This window comes from Rhodopirellula bahusiensis, assembly GCF_002727185.1.
GTDB classification, from domain to species: Bacteria; Planctomycetota; Planctomycetia; order Pirellulales; family Pirellulaceae; genus Rhodopirellula; species Rhodopirellula bahusiensis.
Window position 1 is genome coordinate 312,644 of sequence record NZ_NIZW01000004.1, and the last position, 13,930, is coordinate 326,573.

Consider the following 13,930-nt stretch of genomic DNA (forward strand, 5'->3'; position numbering starts at 1 on the left):
TCCCGGCCATGGACGCATCGCTCTCACCCGATCAATTGTCATTTCCGGCCGTTTGGCGGCATCCTCACCTATTGGATTTGGAACGGCTCACCGCAGCTGAGATCCTCGCGATCTTGCGCACCGCGGATGAGCTGAAGACGATGACCGAAGGTTGTCGTCGCAAGGTTCCGCTGCTGACCGGAAGAACGTGTGCCAATCTGTTCTTCGAGAACAGCACTCGCACGCGAAACAGTTTCTCATTGGCCGCGAAACGACTGGGTGCCGACACGGTCGAATTCAGCAGTAGTGGCAGCAGCGTCGCGAAAGGCGAGACGTTCGTCGACACGGCGAAGACCATCGAAGCGATGGGTGTCGACTGGGTTGTGACGCGTCACTCGACACCGGGAACGCCCCATTTGCTCGCCCGAGAACTGGGTTGCTGCGTGCTCAACGCGGGCGATGGACCGCACGAGCATCCCACGCAGGGTTTGCTGGACATGCTGACGATCCTCCAGCATCGCATTGGATCCGATTGGAAGTCCGAGTCCGCCGACCCGGAAAAAGTGTTCGCCGGAATGACGGTGGCTTTGGTTGGCGACATCGCCCACAGCCGCACTGCACGAAGCAACCTTTGGGGCCTCCGAAAGCTGGGGGCTCACGTCATCATTTGTGGCCCACCCACGCTGGTCAGCCATCGCTGGGAAGAACTTGGGTTCGAAGTCGCTCACCGGCTCGATGAAATCGTTCATCGCTGTGACGTTTTGAATCTGCTTCGCATCCAATTTGAACGTCAAAAAGCTCGTCCGTTCCCCAGCGTTTACGAATACGCCGCCCTGTATGCCATGAATGGCCAACGACTGCGGCATGCCAAACCAGACATCCTGATCATGGCTCCCGGCCCCATCAATCGCGGCGTCGAAATCACACCGGAAGTCGCCGACGGACCGCATTCCGTGATCCTCGAGCAAGTCACCAATGGGATTGCCGTCCGCATGGCCTCACTTTGGCTGCTCGCCAACGCGAAAGACAACGCCGACGCCTCCACGGAGACCCTCGCATGAATGATTCCACATGGGTTCTCGATGGCGGGCGATTGATCGATCCCGCTAATGGCATCGATCGGATTGCACGGTTGGTGTTGCACGATGGAAAGGTTCATTCGATCGACACGCCAAATGGCGATTTGCCACCGAACGCGAGCCGACTCGATGTCAGCGGAAAAATCGTGGCTCCCGGATTGGTCGATTTGGCGACGGAACTGCGTGAACCGGGCAGCGAAGAAGACGAGACGATTCAAACGGGCAGCGATGCCGCGTTGGCCGGCGGCTACACAACGGTGCTTTGCTGCAGCAGCACCAAACCATTGATGGATTCTGCCGCGTCCGTGCAATTGGTTCGCCAAATCGCGCAACGAGTCGATGGCGTTCGGGTGCTCCCGATCGCTTGCCTCAGCAAGGGCCGGCAAGCCGAACAGATGGCCGAATTGGGAATCTTGGCCGACGCCGGTGCGGCTGGGTTCAGCGACACGCCGCGACCGATGCCCAACGATGCATTGCTTAAACGGGCACTCGATTACTGCCGCATGTTTGACTTGCCGATTTTCGACCGACCCGAAGTGCCGGAATTGGCCGAAGGCGGTGTGATGCATGATGGTCGAATCGGATTGATCCTTGGACTGAAAGGTTTGCCGACCGAAGCGGAAGACCTAGCGGTTGCTCGTGACGTTCGCTTAGCGGAAGCAACCAAGGGCCGTTTGCACGTTGGCCCCGTCAGCACGATGGGTTCGATCGACATGATCGGCCGAGTGAAGTCGCGTGGCATCCGCATCTCCGCGTCAGTCTGCCCGCACAACTTGTTCGGAAGCGATGAAGCCCTGCGGTCGTACGACTCTCGCTACAAAGTGCACCCACCGATGAGAAGTCCGTCACATGTCGAGGCGTTGCGCAACGCGGTTGCCGAGGGTGTGATCGATGCGATTGAATCGGGACACATGCCGCGGGCTCAAGAAAAGAAAGCCAACGATCTCGACCTGGCTCCCTTCGGCGCGTCCGCGTTGGAAACGACTCTCGCCGCCATCGCAACGGATTTGGTCGAAACCAAAATATTGGATTGGTCACGAGCAATCGAATGCCTGTCGACTTCTCCCGCAAGAATCGCGGGAGTGAAAGGCGGAACGTTGTCCGTGGGTGCGAATGCCGACGTGACCGTGATCGATCCGAAGGGTGCCTGGTCGGTGGAGGCTAAAGAGTTTCGTTCGCGATGCCATTCCAGCCCCATGACTGGGCGCACGCTTTCCGCTCGCGTCACGCACACCTTGGTTGGCGGACGGATGAAGTTCGAGTTGCATCCCACCGTCAAGAACTCGACTTCCTGATGTCGCGGTCGTCGGAGAAACGACAGTTTGGTTTTCCGAAATCTTCGCGAGTCGTGCGGAGTGGTGACTTCACCACAGCACTCCGGCGAGGCGGAGTCGCAGCGAATGATTGCTTGGTCGTCTTCGCTTTGCCGCGTGACCAACCTTCTTCACAGACAGCTGAGGAAGGCGAGAGTCGGCTGGGAGTGACGATCCCCAAGAAGACCGGCAACGCGGTGGTTCGCAACCGATGGAAACGTTTGATTCGTGAAACGTTTCGGCTGCACCAAGCGGAACTGCCCAGCCAATTTGACTACGTCGTGCGACCGAAGAAAGACGTGGCGGCTGACTGGAGTCTGATCGAACGAGGGTTCGTTAAACTCGTCGCCCGAGCTGTGCGCCGCAGCCAATCGTCCGGCGAAAAATCAAGCCGCGGCCGCTGAAGATTGCATCCGCCGGGTAAAGTGATCCGCTGCGATCACGACGGCAGCAGCAATGATCGCGAGCACCAATAGTATCATCACACTGCCTTCGTAGTTGGTCGGTGAAACCCACTCGAACACTTGATACTTCAGCTCCAACTCGGCGGTCTCTGGGGTGACACGTTGCAGCGGCCAAAGCCGGCCGACGGAACCGATCATCAACCCAATCAACACGGCCATCGTTGCATTGCGAAAATGTTTCAGCAGGTAGTTCAGCAATCGACTGAACGCGAGCAAACCAAACAAGCACCCTGCGGCGAACACAGCCAGACGGCCCAAGATATCAATGTCGATCTGCCCTTTGACAACACCTTTGATCATACCGATCACGGGTTCGTAGACGCCCAACAATAGCAAGATGAAGGCGCCACTGATGCCAGGCAGAATCATGGCGCAAATCGCGATCGATGCACTGAAGAACAAAAAGACATGACTGGCGTCACCGGTCGTTGCCGGAATGCGAGAGATCCCGCAAGCCACCAGCACACCGACTCCCAGCAATGCCCATCGTGGTGCCGTCCATTGGTCAACGTTGCGACGCACCACCCAAACGCTGGCCAGTACCAAACCGAAAAACACGGCCATCGTTTCATTGACTCGGTGCTGCAGCAACCAGTGCATCAATCCGGCGAGTGAGCCGATCCCGACGACGATCCCAATCCCGAGTGCGATCAAGAACCGCAAGTCCATCCGCCGTGCGAGTTCCATCCATTTGCCTGATCGAAGCAAACCAAGCGAGTCCGTATCGACATGGCTGATCGCTTCAATCAATCGATCATAGTGTCCAAGAATTAAAGCGACCGTCCCGCCACTGACGCCGGGCACGGTGTCGGCGGCTCCCATGCAAAATCCCCGAAAGACATTCAGCATCATCATCCCAATTCCATCGGGACGCCGGGCATCGCTTGAAGGTCCAGATTCCCCGGCGTCAGAATCGATACCTTCGGAAGAAGTGTCGGAGCCGTTGGATGCGTTCACGGGAGTCATTCAGGCGGAGGAAAAGAAACGGAAATGAGACGACGGATGCCGAGATTGGCCTCGGCAAAGTAACCTAAGACATCATCTGTCCAGACGCACACCCCACACATTTTAGTTGAGACCTCGAATCGTGCAGGAACTCATTCGCGTCATCATTCTGGCTGTCGTGCAAGGGATCGCTGAATTCCTCCCCATCAGCTCGTCAGGGCACTTGGTAATCCTCGGTTCGATGCTGGGCGAACTCGGCGAATCGGTCACGCTCGAAATCATTCTGCACGCCGGAACCCTGGGCTCGATCCTGGTTGTGTTTTGGCAACGGATCTGGGCATTGCTACTCAAGGACCGTCGAGTCATCGGCCTGATGGTGATTGGCACACTTCCCGCCGTTGTGATCGGTCTGACGATCAAGACTCAGTTTCCTGAAATCCTCCGCAGTCCACTGCTCGCGGGAGCGATGCTGATTGTCACCGGTGCAATGTTGATCGTCCTCGGTCGACTCACCCCCAAATCGGGAAAATATGACCGGCTGGGATATGGTGCTGCTTTTCTTATTGGCTGCTTCCAAGCATTTGCCATCTTGCCGGGAATCAGCCGCAGTGGGTCGACCATTTTGGGTGGTCGATTGACGGGGCTGGACCGTGATGACTCCGTGACTTTCTCTTTCCTTCTGGCGATCCCCGCGATTTTGGGTGCGACGGTACTGGCCATCAAGGACCTTCTCGAAGACGGAACCTCCGGCGAAGCTTCGATTTCAACGCTCCTGATCGGAGCCGCGGTCGCATTCGCGGTCGGAATCGTGGCTCTGAAATGGCTGATCCGCTGGAGCCGCGAGGACCGACTGCATTGGTTCGCATACTGGTGCATCCCGGCTGGCTTGCTGGTCGTCCTGCTCCATCTTCGGTGATTGCTAGCGAGCCCTGGGGGGCGACGAGCTAGCGAGAGCGAGGCTAAAACAAGCTATCAACCGGCAACATTGCCAGTTCAGTTTTAGCTATGCTCCAGTACATCGTTTTGGCATTGCGTTGCTCTCTCGCTACCGTCCTTGGTCGAAACTGTTCTGACTAGACCGCCTAGAACCACCCTATGGGGCGGACAGGAGAAAATTCTGGCCCGATTCACTTGCGGATTCGCGCAATTCGGTACAGAGTTTCATTGACGTAGTCGATGTGAAAAACAGCAATAAATTGAACGTCATCAAAGTGATCCACATGCTAGGCTTGACTGGTAGTGATGGGATTATTTGTTTGCCCCCCCGCCCACCCCCACCTCGCTCCCCTAAATTCCATGGCCAAAGCTCAACTGACCGAGAGACAAAGAGAAGTCTATGAGCTTGTTCGGTCCCTGATTCGCGAGCGCGGCTACGGTCCGACGGTACGCGAGATCGGTGAACACTTTGGCATACGTAGTCCGAATGGTGTCATGTGTCACTTACGCGCACTGGAACGCAAAGGGCTGATCACGCGAAAGGCCAACAAGTCGCGAGCGATCGAATTGACGGGCGAAGACGCTCGTTCACCAACGGGACTGCCCATGGCAGGGATCGTTCGCAGCCAGCCGACCGACATCGATGTGAACGCAACTGATGTGGTTGATTTAGGCAAGATTCTCGCGAACGGCGATCGTTTTGTTGTTCAAATATCAGGCGACTCTTTGGCCGGCCGCGGAATTCACGACGGCGACTACATCGTCATCAACAAACAGGACGAGGTCCAAGCCGGCCAACTTGCCGCGATTGAAACCACGCCCGGAAACATCTCGCTGAGATACTGGCATCCAATCAACGGTCACGTCGAGTTACGAAACGGCGACCGGAACTCACCTCCGGTCACGGTCCTAAATCCCAAAGTCGTGGGCGTCGCGGTTGCCACCGTTCGCACCACGCTCTAGCTCACGCTTTGGAACGCGTTCTGCATTGCCATCTCAGGCAAACAAGAGCGAATCCAATCAGTGCGAGCTCATCACGATTTTTGGGTAAGCGGCTCACAAACACCAACGATCTGATTTGCCCGGATTGGCCCCCAAAATCGACTGTCCACCGACACAGGCACGTTGTCGCCCGCCACAAACCACTCGTCCGTCCCCAGCTCCCAACGCGACAACTGGGGTGCCCGCCACGCGATTGAACGCCAAAGACGAAGATCGCGTGCATTTGCGACTGAGCGAGGGTCGAGCCCGACCGCGATCGGTGATTTGGACGAAAGCTCGGGGATGCCTTCCGAATTCAGACCGCTCGCGTCTAGTTCGCTGCCTTTGCGAAATGATGTTGGACCAAATTCGATGAGCGAGCCTATTTCGCTGGGTTGTTCAGGGAGCGTTTGAGAAACAACTCGCGACCCCTGTTCCGTCCAAGAAATCACATGAACGCGTCGGTCGCTTCGTGACTGATTTTTCCCCACGTCAACACCAGCTTGTGGCTGGATCGAAATCGCCAGACCAATGTCATCGACGGGATGAAGCCGGCGATCGATTCCTAGGTTTGCGGGGCAGTCATCGAGCACCCGGCTGACCACGTTGCCGCGATAAACATTGCGGTGCTGGTAGACCAACCAAACGAGTCCGGACTTCGATTTGGTACCCAGCGAAGCCCCCGACCAAATCCCCTCTTGGTCTCGCTGCCAAACATCGTCGACGCAACTCCAACGACTCGGAATGTCCCCCGTCCGCTGCTCATCGATATCGATCGGCAAACGAGGCGAATCGGATAGTGCGACCGGGGCTGCATCTACAAGTAGTCGACCGCTCTCATCCGCGGTCACGACTTGCCCCGGACCGGCAAGGATCCGTTTGACGTGGATTCCATCTTCATGCTTCAGCAACACGAGTGGCTTGTCCCCCGTATCCAATCGCTGCTGAATCCGAGCCAACGATGGCGAAACAACCGTGACAACATCGGGTTCGATCCGCGTTGGCTGGGCGATTGAATCTCCATCGACCGGCGTTCCACAGTGCCAGCATCGAGGCGGAGAAGCACCGCGTTCTCGAACCGCAGCAACTCTTTGCCTGACAGTCTTCCAATGCTCCGCATCCACTCGGATGGGAACCTTGCACGCTGCGCAGATAAACTGAACAGATGGCCCCCAAAGCGTCGGTGCCATCGATGGACCAGCGACCTGGAACGCGGTCTTCGTTTCACGCTGGGTTTCACATCCAGCCGTCCCCACAGCGAACCATCCAGCGCCTGCCAGCATGCTCCGGCGAGAAATTCGCGATCGAAAAATCGCCGCAATGTCGGTCAGAGATGAAATGGACATGAAAACCGGGCACCGGAATGGATTGACCTTGCGATGAACGCCCTCCGAAAGCTAACAGCAAACGGGAACGCACGGACGCGTCCAAAAATGAACGTCATCGGAAACCTATCATGTCACATCATTTCATCGGCCAGGACAACGATCCACCTTTAGCCATTCTGGTGGAAACGCTCGCATCGCCCATGTTGATTGCCCATCCGGCACCCGTTTGCCTCGAGGTGGACATGGACGACACCCTCCGACTGCCCGTCGATCAGGCGTCTTTCTGCCAGTTGATGGAAAGCTTGATCCGCCAGGCCCTGATCGAAATGCCCGAAGGCGGCGAGCTGACAATCACCGGATGCCAGACCAACACCGGCATCGAGATTGAACTCGCCGACACCGGTGCTGAGGTCGAACAACGAGCCTGCAAGTTGCCCATGATTGCGGCAGCATTGTCAGCCGAACTGAACTGGCAAGATTGCCCCCAAGGCGGCAGTGCGGTGACGGTTAAATTCCCCCATTACCAAGCCGCTAAACGTCGAGCTGCTTGAAAATGTTCAATCCAGTCGCTTCGACAACCATCGGTGCACTCGAACAGACGCTGGCGTTCACAGAACGACGCCACGAGCTGTTGGCTGGCAACATTGCCAACCTGAGCACGCCCGATTACCGCAGTCGCGACCTGGATCAAGCACAATTTCAAACCGCATTGGCGGAGTCAATCCGCGATCGCGGAAAGGGCCCATCACCGGCACCGTCCATCACCCAACCGGACTTGAGCGAAGGCCACATCCCACCTTGGGTTCACGATCCGTTCGGCACCGCCATCCGAGGCGGTTCAGTTGGAATGCCCAACCCTTCCAGTGACGAGATGAGTCCGCAGCAGTTGTCTGCACTCAGCCCCTCGCGCACTGCGGAAACCGTCACTCGCGACGACCAATTCAGTGGACCACGCGCCGCAATGGAACAAGTCGTCTTCCACGACAACAGTGACGTTTCTCTGGAACAACAAGTCACTGAAATTGCCAAGAACCAACACATGCACGACCTCGCCGTGACGACGCTCCGCAGCCAGTTTGAACTGTTGCGTGCCGCGATCACTGAACGTGCCTGATACGCCACCCGTTTTCGATTCACCTTCCTCATTGCTTGGAGATCGCCATGATCAGTGCACTCGACATCAGCACCTCCGCGTTGGTCGCTCAACGCACGCGGCTGAATGCAATCTCAGGAAACATCGCCAACATTTCCTCGTTGGTCGACGAGAACGGAAACCCAAGCCCCTACCAAGCTCGGCAAGTCGTTTTTCAAACCGACGAAACGGCCAGTCCCGGTGACGCGGCCGGAGTGAAAGTCTCCGAAGTCATGCTGGATGAATCGGAACCGCTCTACCGCTACCAACCCGATCACCCGTTGGCGATCAACGAAGGCAAGTGGGAAGGCTATGTCGCTCACCCAAACATCGACCTGACAACGCAAATGGTCGACGCACTGGAAAGCACGCGTGCTTACGAAGCCAACGTTGGTGTGATCGAAATCAGCAAGAGCATGAGTCGTCAACGACTCGCGATTTTGGCCTGATCGCACCGGCCTCAACCTGATCGCTCGCGACACGTTCATCCTTCCTTTTTTCCTCGCACCCAACCTTCATGCGTCCCGTTGCTTCCTTCCGACCTCCGCCAACGTTCAGTGCGTTGCAGGGCGGCGCGTCTTCGCAGGCGACCAAGGCAGCAGGCGTCGAACAAAAGGCATCCAACCAAGCGTTTTCGCTGCTTGACCCCAACTCAACTCAGCCCACGTCGAACGATTCGTCGTTCGGTGAAATGGGCAACTTGTTGATGAATCAAGTCAAGGGCGTCAACTCCATGCAAAACCAAGCCGACTCCATGGTTCACTCCATGTTGACCGGCGGCGACGTCAACGAGGCCGAAGTTTTGACCTCGGTTCAAAAAGCTGACTTGGCCTTCCGAATGCTGATGCAGATCCGCAACAAGCTGATGGACGCCTACCGAGAAATCCAACAAGTTCAGATCTGACTAATTCTCTATGCTTCAAACCGCTCTCGATCAATTTCGAAGCATCTATTCCACGATGCCCGTTCCCTCGCGAATCATCGCGGGGTTGTTGCTGACTGCAATCATCGTGGCGATGGGTTTCTTGGTGCGTGGCAGCTCAACGCCCTCCTCGGAGTACTTGCTGGGTGGTCGCAGCTTCAGTGAACGAGACCTCGATGCAGCCGAAGTAGCGTTTGGCAACGCGGACCTTCGAGGATGGACCCGGGAAGGTCGTCGGATCAAGATTCCAATCGAATCACGCAGTGAATTCTTGAAAGCATTGGAAAGCTCCGCTTCGCTGCCTTTGTCATTGCGAACCAGCGTGCAAGCGGCGATCGAAAAAGCCAGCCCGTTTGAATCCAACGAACAACGCGTGGCTCGGGAACGAAACGCCAAGCTACTCGACATCGCTCGTAGCATCATGATGTTCCACGAAGTGCGCACCGCGAGAGTGGAATACGACTTGGGTGAGCGAATGGGACTTTCGCGTGCCCGGCCTCAATCCGCCAGCGTCACCGTTGAACCCGAAGGCATCGCCCCTTTGTCACGGGACCGAGTGATGCAAATCAAAGAGCTCGTCCGAGCTGCGTTTGCTGGTATGTCAACGGATGATGTCGTCGTGACTGACACCAACGGATCGTCGTCGTTCGATTTGGCCGATGACGACGACCCGCTTTCGCGAAAACGCCGCGAAGAGGAAGAGCGGTTCGAGATGAAGATCCGCAACCACCTGATGGGTTACGGAAAAATTCACGTGGCGACGCACGTTGAAATTGATCCGACGATGAGCACGGAAACTGCGAGCCTCAGCTACGAAGACCAACCCACCACGCTGAACGAAACATCTCGAAAACGCGAAACCGAATCATCACGCCCGATGCCTGGTGGCGTCCCCGGTGCTCAAACCAATGCACTGAGCAGCAACCGCCCAGTCAAACTGGATGCGACCGCGCAGACATCCAAAACCAAGGAAGACGAGCGGACTAGCAACCGAGTCGCCGGACAGGAGTACTCAACCACTCGCATGGCAGGACTGCCGGTCAAACGAGTAAAGGTCTCCATCGGCTTGCCACGAAGCTATTACAAAAAGGTTTGGACCAAACAGCAGCTCGAAACGAACCCAGACCAAACCGTGGACGACATCAAGCAGATGGAAACAACGGACTTGGTCACGTTGAAAGAACAAACCGAGACGGAGATTCAGCAAGCCGTCACAGCCTTGCTTCCCGATGTTGCCGCTGGAGAAGACCGGTTCCCGTTGGTTCAGGTTTGGGACTACATCGACTTGCCCGAGCCCGCATTGGATTCGCCCGCCACCACCGCGATTGCATTGTCTTGGCTATCGGACTCCTGGCAAACCTTGGCCATGCTTGGCCTGGCTGCTGCGGCACTGCTGATCGCTCGAAGCAGCGTGAAGTCACTGAGCGGCAATGCCGATCCAACGGACTTCAAAGAAGGATTCGGTTTGGAGCTCCCCGCTCCTCCGGTTGCCGTGGAAGAACAATCCGAAAAAGTCGAGGCGATGGAGATCACCGGCGGCTCATTGCAAGATGAGCTGGTTGCCTTGGTCGAAGACAACCCCGAAGTCGCCGCCAACGTGATTCGAAGCTGGGTCGGCGAAGCAGCCTAAGCCAGCCTGACTTCGTATCAATTGTTCGGCACTCGGTCCTCGGCATTCAGTGCCCACAGCTGGAGCAACCGCCGGCAGCTGGCGAAGCGGTTCCGCAGTTACCCGATTGGCAGCCACCGGTTTGGCATCCCATGCAATCGCAAGTTCCCAGCACGTGAGGACTCTTGTTGCGGCAGCGATTGCGAGTTTCCTCAGCGTACCCGGCCCAGATTCCTGAGTAAGAAGGTCGGCTGCGGAAGTACTCCAGCATCGAGCTTGGTGGTGGCAACGCGGGTGCTCGGTGTGGTCGACACTCACTCAGGCCAACGTTGCAACCGGCTTCGCAACCTTCAACGATCTCGCCGCAGGTGTTGCAGCCCTTCGAGCCGAGGCCTTTGAGCTTGCCGCCCAGTCCGCACGAAGTACATGCCTGGCAAGATGGATCCACGAGTTCACCGCACGAGTTGCATCCACCGCCGAGTCGTTTGGCCCATTTGAATTTCGGTCCGCACGTTTTGCAGGCTGGTTTCTGACAAGGGCCAGCCGAATCACATCCGCCGCCGCAATCAATCGTCCCCGGCGTGACCACGTAGGGGTTCACCGTGGCGACAGGCTGATTCGGAAACGCGGTGGCAGGTGCATGCATGTGTTGAACTTGCACGGGCTGCTCGGTCGCATGGTTCAGGACCAACGACTCGTCCGCCGCGTGTTCTGCCGAGGCTGCTTCCGTCCAACTTCCCAACAGCGAATCTAGGTCCGCGTGAACATTGGTGGTGACCATGGAACAGGTCATCACACATAAGAAAGTGAAAAGCGAACGTGACATGGAAGATCCCTTGGACTTGGTAACCAATCAAACCGGATGGCTTCGGTGTGATCGACATACTCACCCACCGCACATCGAACGTTTCTTTCGATCACGCGCAGCCCTCACATTCGTTTCAAACTGATTAGGATCATCTGTGACAAGAACGGGCGGAAATTTTCGCCCGATTGCTCGTTGACGGTCCGCTCCAGTTTCGCAAAGCTTGGTAAAATCCGTCCAAGGTCTCTATCTCACCCTTCTTCAAAAAACCGAATGACCGCACTGGATAAACAGCGTCGCAAGAAGCTTCAAGCTGTCGTGGACAAGGACTATTCCTATCGTTCGTACTACGACGATGACATTGAGGTCAAAAGCACCGGTCGATGTGGCTTCGGCGTCTACGCAGCTCGGCAATTCCAACCGGGTGAACTGGTCTTTGAAGTCACCGGTCAATTGATCAACAAAAAACACTACGAAGGTAGTGAATATGTGATGGACCTGGACGAAGAATGGTACCTCGAACCCAGCACTCCTGGTGCGTTCATGAACCACTCGTGCAGCCCCAACTGTGAATTGGTTCAGCTGACCGATTTCTCGCTGGGCGTTGTCGCGATTTGTAACATTGAAGCCGAGACCGAGATTTCGTTCGACTATTCCTGGGAAGCATTTGACTGGAATCCCAAGTGCCAGTGCGGTGCCCGCAACTGTCGTGGATGGGTTGTCTCGGAAGACGAAGTCAAAAAGATGAAGCGTTTGGCCAAAGGGCGTAAGAAAAAGCCTCGTTGAGCTGAGCCAAGGTGAAGCGACCTGCCACAGCCTTTCTGCCCCACGGTGAGAATCGCTGTGTTGCCGCCTAGATTCACAGGGCAAAGGGGTTAATCTGGGGAACCCGCTTCCTTTGCTTTGCCACCTCAGTCTCTTTCGCCGTGTCGCTGATTTACCTCGATTTCAATCGCACAACACCGATGGCTCCTTCGGTGATCGAGGCAATGAAACCCTATTGGTCGACGCACTTCATGCTGCCGACCCAATCGCACGTTCACGCCTCAGCGGTCAGTGAAGCGATTGAAGGCGCCCGCGAATCGGTCGCGTTTCTGATTGGATGCGAACCCTTCGAGTTGGTCTTCACCAGCGGTGGAACGGAAGCTAACAACCTTGGGATTCTCGGCGCAGCGGACTTCGACAACACGATGGACCCGCTCGATGGCCCTCCTCATGTGTTGATCAGCAACATCGAACATGACGCAGTCATGCAGGCTGGACTGCAACTTGGACGCCTCGGCTGGGACGTTGAATTGGTGCCCTGTGATTCCAATGGCGTTGTGAGCGCAGACGAGTTTGAAAAGCGTTTTCGCGAATCGACGCAAATGGTCTGCCTGCAGTTGGCCAACCATGTGCTCGGCACCATGCAGCCCATCCGGGAATTGGCGGATCGTTGCCACAACCGGGGCATCCGCGTCCACTGCGACGCAACGACGTCGGTCGGCAAAATCCCCGTCGAAGTCACTCAGCTTCGCGTCGATTCGCTGGCGTTGAGCGCACACAAAATGTACGGTCCCAAAGGCAACGGCGCCCTCTTCGTTCGCCGCGGTTTGGAACTGAAACCCATTTTGTTTGGTGAGAGCCGAGAAATGGGGCTGCGAGCAGGCAGTGAAAACGTGCCCGGCATCGTCGGGTTCGGCTCGGCCGCTTCAATGGCTGGAAAATGCGTCGACGAAGCCTATGAAACTCTCGCGGAACTTCGCCAGCGACTGATTGACGGCTTGAGAAGCAACTTGGATGACCGAGTCACTATCCTGGCTGAGCATGTAGACGGATTGCCCAACACAGTCACCGTGCAAATGCCTGCGGAAGCCAAACGCATTCAAAAGGCTGCTCGGCACCTGGTCGTCGGACTGGCCCAATCCGAATCGCCACCCGATGAGATGACTCGGATACTGCGAGCGATTGGTTGCAGCGAGAAAGAAGTCGGTCGTGCGATTCGCGTGTCAGTCGGATGGACGACCAGCCGTGAACAGATCGACCGGGCCGTGAACCTGTTGGCTGAAGCCGCGGACTATCCGTCGCCGTAGTCGCCCCACTCACGCAGCCACTAGGCGACGCGAAGAATCGCAGTCAGCCCCGACCGATCAATCAGCAGCGTGACAATTCTCTGCCTGTTGCGGCCGGTGTTGCAACGCATCAATCGGTCATCGAGGTTGGGTATCTTGGACCACCAAGCCCGACAACGGTCGTTCACATCGGCGGGCTCAGTGGCACGTCGCACTGGAATGCTCCCCAAAACCTGATCCAGGGGTTATGAAAGTCTAGAGCCAATTCCGGCCGAGGATTTTCCATGAGCAAGAAACGACGACATTCACCTGAACAGATCATCAAGAAGCTACGTGATGCGGATGCCATGCTGGCGGCCGACAAGAGCGTTGGCGAAGTCCTGCAA

General features: G+C 56.7%; 15 protein-coding genes. 12 read left to right on the forward strand and 3 right to left on the reverse strand.

The annotated features are described in order from the left end of the window. Nucleotides 1-8: 8 nt before the first annotated feature. From CEE69_RS07765 to rnpA, 3 genes are read left to right on the forward strand one after another with little or no spacing between them, the layout of a single operon-like run. Complete coding sequence (locus tag CEE69_RS07765) at nucleotides 9-1,040, forward strand: aspartate carbamoyltransferase catalytic subunit (protein WP_099260131.1); 1,032 nt, start codon at nucleotides 9-11, stop codon at nucleotides 1,038-1,040. Beyond that, on the forward strand, nucleotides 1,037-2,353 hold the full coding sequence (pyrC, locus tag CEE69_RS07770; RefSeq protein WP_099260132.1) for a dihydroorotase: 1,317 nt from the start codon (nucleotides 1,037-1,039) through the stop codon (nucleotides 2,351-2,353). Before CEE69_RS07765 ends, pyrC begins: the two co-directional genes overlap by 4 nt. After that, nucleotides 2,353-2,775 carry a ribonuclease P protein component gene (gene rnpA / locus CEE69_RS07775; protein WP_099260133.1) on the forward strand — a complete coding sequence of 141 codons (423 nt, stop codon included), beginning with the start codon at nucleotides 2,353-2,355 and terminating at the stop codon, nucleotides 2,773-2,775. The genes pyrC and rnpA overlap by 1 nt, the downstream gene beginning before the upstream one ends. Here the strand turns inward: rnpA and CEE69_RS07780 are convergent. Then, entirely contained in the window at nucleotides 2,758-3,801 is a 1,044-nt protein-coding gene (locus tag CEE69_RS07780; RefSeq protein ID WP_099260134.1) for a DUF368 domain-containing protein, read from the reverse strand. The genes rnpA and CEE69_RS07780 overlap by 18 nt on opposite strands. Nucleotides 3,802-3,922: 121 nt before the next feature. On the opposite strand from CEE69_RS07780, the gene CEE69_RS07785 reads away from it, so the two are divergent. Beyond that, nucleotides 3,923-4,696 carry an undecaprenyl-diphosphate phosphatase gene (locus tag CEE69_RS07785; protein WP_099260135.1) on the forward strand — a complete coding sequence of 258 codons (774 nt, stop codon included), beginning with the start codon at nucleotides 3,923-3,925 and terminating at the stop codon, nucleotides 4,694-4,696. A gap of 380 nt (nucleotides 4,697-5,076) precedes the next feature. Next, complete coding sequence (gene lexA, locus CEE69_RS07790) at nucleotides 5,077-5,679, forward strand: transcriptional repressor LexA (RefSeq protein ID WP_233215013.1); 603 nt, start codon at nucleotides 5,077-5,079, stop codon at nucleotides 5,677-5,679. A gap of 71 nt (nucleotides 5,680-5,750) precedes the next feature. Here lexA and CEE69_RS07795 read toward each other — a convergent pair whose 3' ends face one another. Continuing rightward, nucleotides 5,751-7,043 (reverse strand): S26 family signal peptidase, encoded by a 1,293-nt coding sequence (locus CEE69_RS07795; protein ID WP_099260136.1) that lies wholly within the window; start codon nucleotides 7,041-7,043, stop codon nucleotides 5,751-5,753. Between the two features lie 110 nt (nucleotides 7,044-7,153). Between CEE69_RS07795 and CEE69_RS07800 the strand changes: the two genes are divergently transcribed. From CEE69_RS07800 to CEE69_RS07820, 5 genes are all read left to right on the forward strand, one after another. Continuing rightward, nucleotides 7,154-7,576, forward strand: coding sequence for an ATP-binding protein (locus CEE69_RS07800; protein WP_099260137.1), 423 nt, complete (start codon nucleotides 7,154-7,156; stop codon nucleotides 7,574-7,576). A gap of 2 nt (nucleotides 7,577-7,578) precedes the next feature. After that, on the forward strand, nucleotides 7,579-8,139 hold the full coding sequence (locus CEE69_RS07805) for a flagellar basal body rod protein FlgB (protein WP_099260138.1): 561 nt from the start codon (nucleotides 7,579-7,581) through the stop codon (nucleotides 8,137-8,139). A gap of 47 nt (nucleotides 8,140-8,186) precedes the next feature. Next, nucleotides 8,187-8,606: a flagellar basal body rod protein FlgC gene (gene flgC / locus CEE69_RS07810; RefSeq protein WP_099260183.1), complete on the forward strand. Its 420-nt coding sequence runs from the start codon at nucleotides 8,187-8,189 to the stop codon at nucleotides 8,604-8,606. A gap of 68 nt (nucleotides 8,607-8,674) precedes the next feature. Beyond that, nucleotides 8,675-9,061, forward strand: coding sequence for a flagellar hook-basal body complex protein FliE (fliE, locus tag CEE69_RS07815; protein ID WP_099260139.1), 387 nt, complete (start codon nucleotides 8,675-8,677; stop codon nucleotides 9,059-9,061). A gap of 10 nt (nucleotides 9,062-9,071) precedes the next feature. Further along, nucleotides 9,072-10,709, forward strand: coding sequence for a flagellar M-ring protein FliF C-terminal domain-containing protein (locus CEE69_RS07820; RefSeq protein ID WP_099260140.1), 1,638 nt, complete (start codon nucleotides 9,072-9,074; stop codon nucleotides 10,707-10,709). Between the two features lie 46 nt (nucleotides 10,710-10,755). Here the strand turns inward: CEE69_RS07820 and CEE69_RS07825 are convergent, their stop codons facing one another. Then, nucleotides 10,756-11,514 (reverse strand): hypothetical protein, encoded by a 759-nt coding sequence (locus tag CEE69_RS07825; RefSeq protein WP_099260141.1) that lies wholly within the window; start codon nucleotides 11,512-11,514, stop codon nucleotides 10,756-10,758. 252 nt (nucleotides 11,515-11,766) lie between these two features. Between CEE69_RS07825 and CEE69_RS07830 the strand changes: the two genes are divergently transcribed. Together CEE69_RS07830 and CEE69_RS07835 are read left to right on the forward strand one after the other, a co-directional pair. Beyond that, on the forward strand, nucleotides 11,767-12,279 hold the full coding sequence (locus tag CEE69_RS07830; protein WP_099260142.1) for an SET domain-containing protein: 513 nt from the start codon (nucleotides 11,767-11,769) through the stop codon (nucleotides 12,277-12,279). 140 nt (nucleotides 12,280-12,419) lie between these two features. Then, complete coding sequence (locus CEE69_RS07835) at nucleotides 12,420-13,565, forward strand: cysteine desulfurase family protein (protein WP_099260143.1); 1,146 nt, start codon at nucleotides 12,420-12,422, stop codon at nucleotides 13,563-13,565. Nucleotides 13,566-13,930 lie beyond the last annotated feature (365 nt).

Coding starts and splice junctions, on each gene's coding strand:
- CEE69_RS07765 (WP_099260131.1), top strand. CDS start 9: ATGGACGCATCGCTCTCACCCGATCAATTGTCATTTCCGGCCGTTTGG.
- pyrC (WP_099260132.1), top strand. CDS start 1,037: ATGAATGATTCCACATGGGTTCTCGATGGCGGGCGATTGATCGATCCC.
- rnpA (WP_099260133.1), top strand. CDS start 2,353: ATGTCGCGGTCGTCGGAGAAACGACAGTTTGGTTTTCCGAAATCTTCG.
- CEE69_RS07780 (WP_099260134.1), bottom strand. CDS start 3,801: ATGACTCCCGTGAACGCATCCAACGGCTCCGACACTTCTTCCGAAGGT.
- lexA (WP_233215013.1), top strand. CDS start 5,077: ATGGCCAAAGCTCAACTGACCGAGAGACAAAGAGAAGTCTATGAGCTT.
- CEE69_RS07795 (WP_099260136.1), bottom strand. CDS start 7,043: ATGTCCATTTCATCTCTGACCGACATTGCGGCGATTTTTCGATCGCGA.
- CEE69_RS07800 (WP_099260137.1), top strand. CDS start 7,154: ATGTCACATCATTTCATCGGCCAGGACAACGATCCACCTTTAGCCATT.
- CEE69_RS07805 (WP_099260138.1), top strand. CDS start 7,579: ATGTTCAATCCAGTCGCTTCGACAACCATCGGTGCACTCGAACAGACG.
- flgC (WP_099260183.1), top strand. CDS start 8,187: ATGATCAGTGCACTCGACATCAGCACCTCCGCGTTGGTCGCTCAACGC.
- fliE (WP_099260139.1), top strand. CDS start 8,675: ATGCGTCCCGTTGCTTCCTTCCGACCTCCGCCAACGTTCAGTGCGTTG.
- CEE69_RS07820 (WP_099260140.1), top strand. CDS start 9,072: ATGCTTCAAACCGCTCTCGATCAATTTCGAAGCATCTATTCCACGATG.
- CEE69_RS07825 (WP_099260141.1), bottom strand. CDS start 11,514: ATGTCACGTTCGCTTTTCACTTTCTTATGTGTGATGACCTGTTCCATG.
- CEE69_RS07830 (WP_099260142.1), top strand. CDS start 11,767: ATGACCGCACTGGATAAACAGCGTCGCAAGAAGCTTCAAGCTGTCGTG.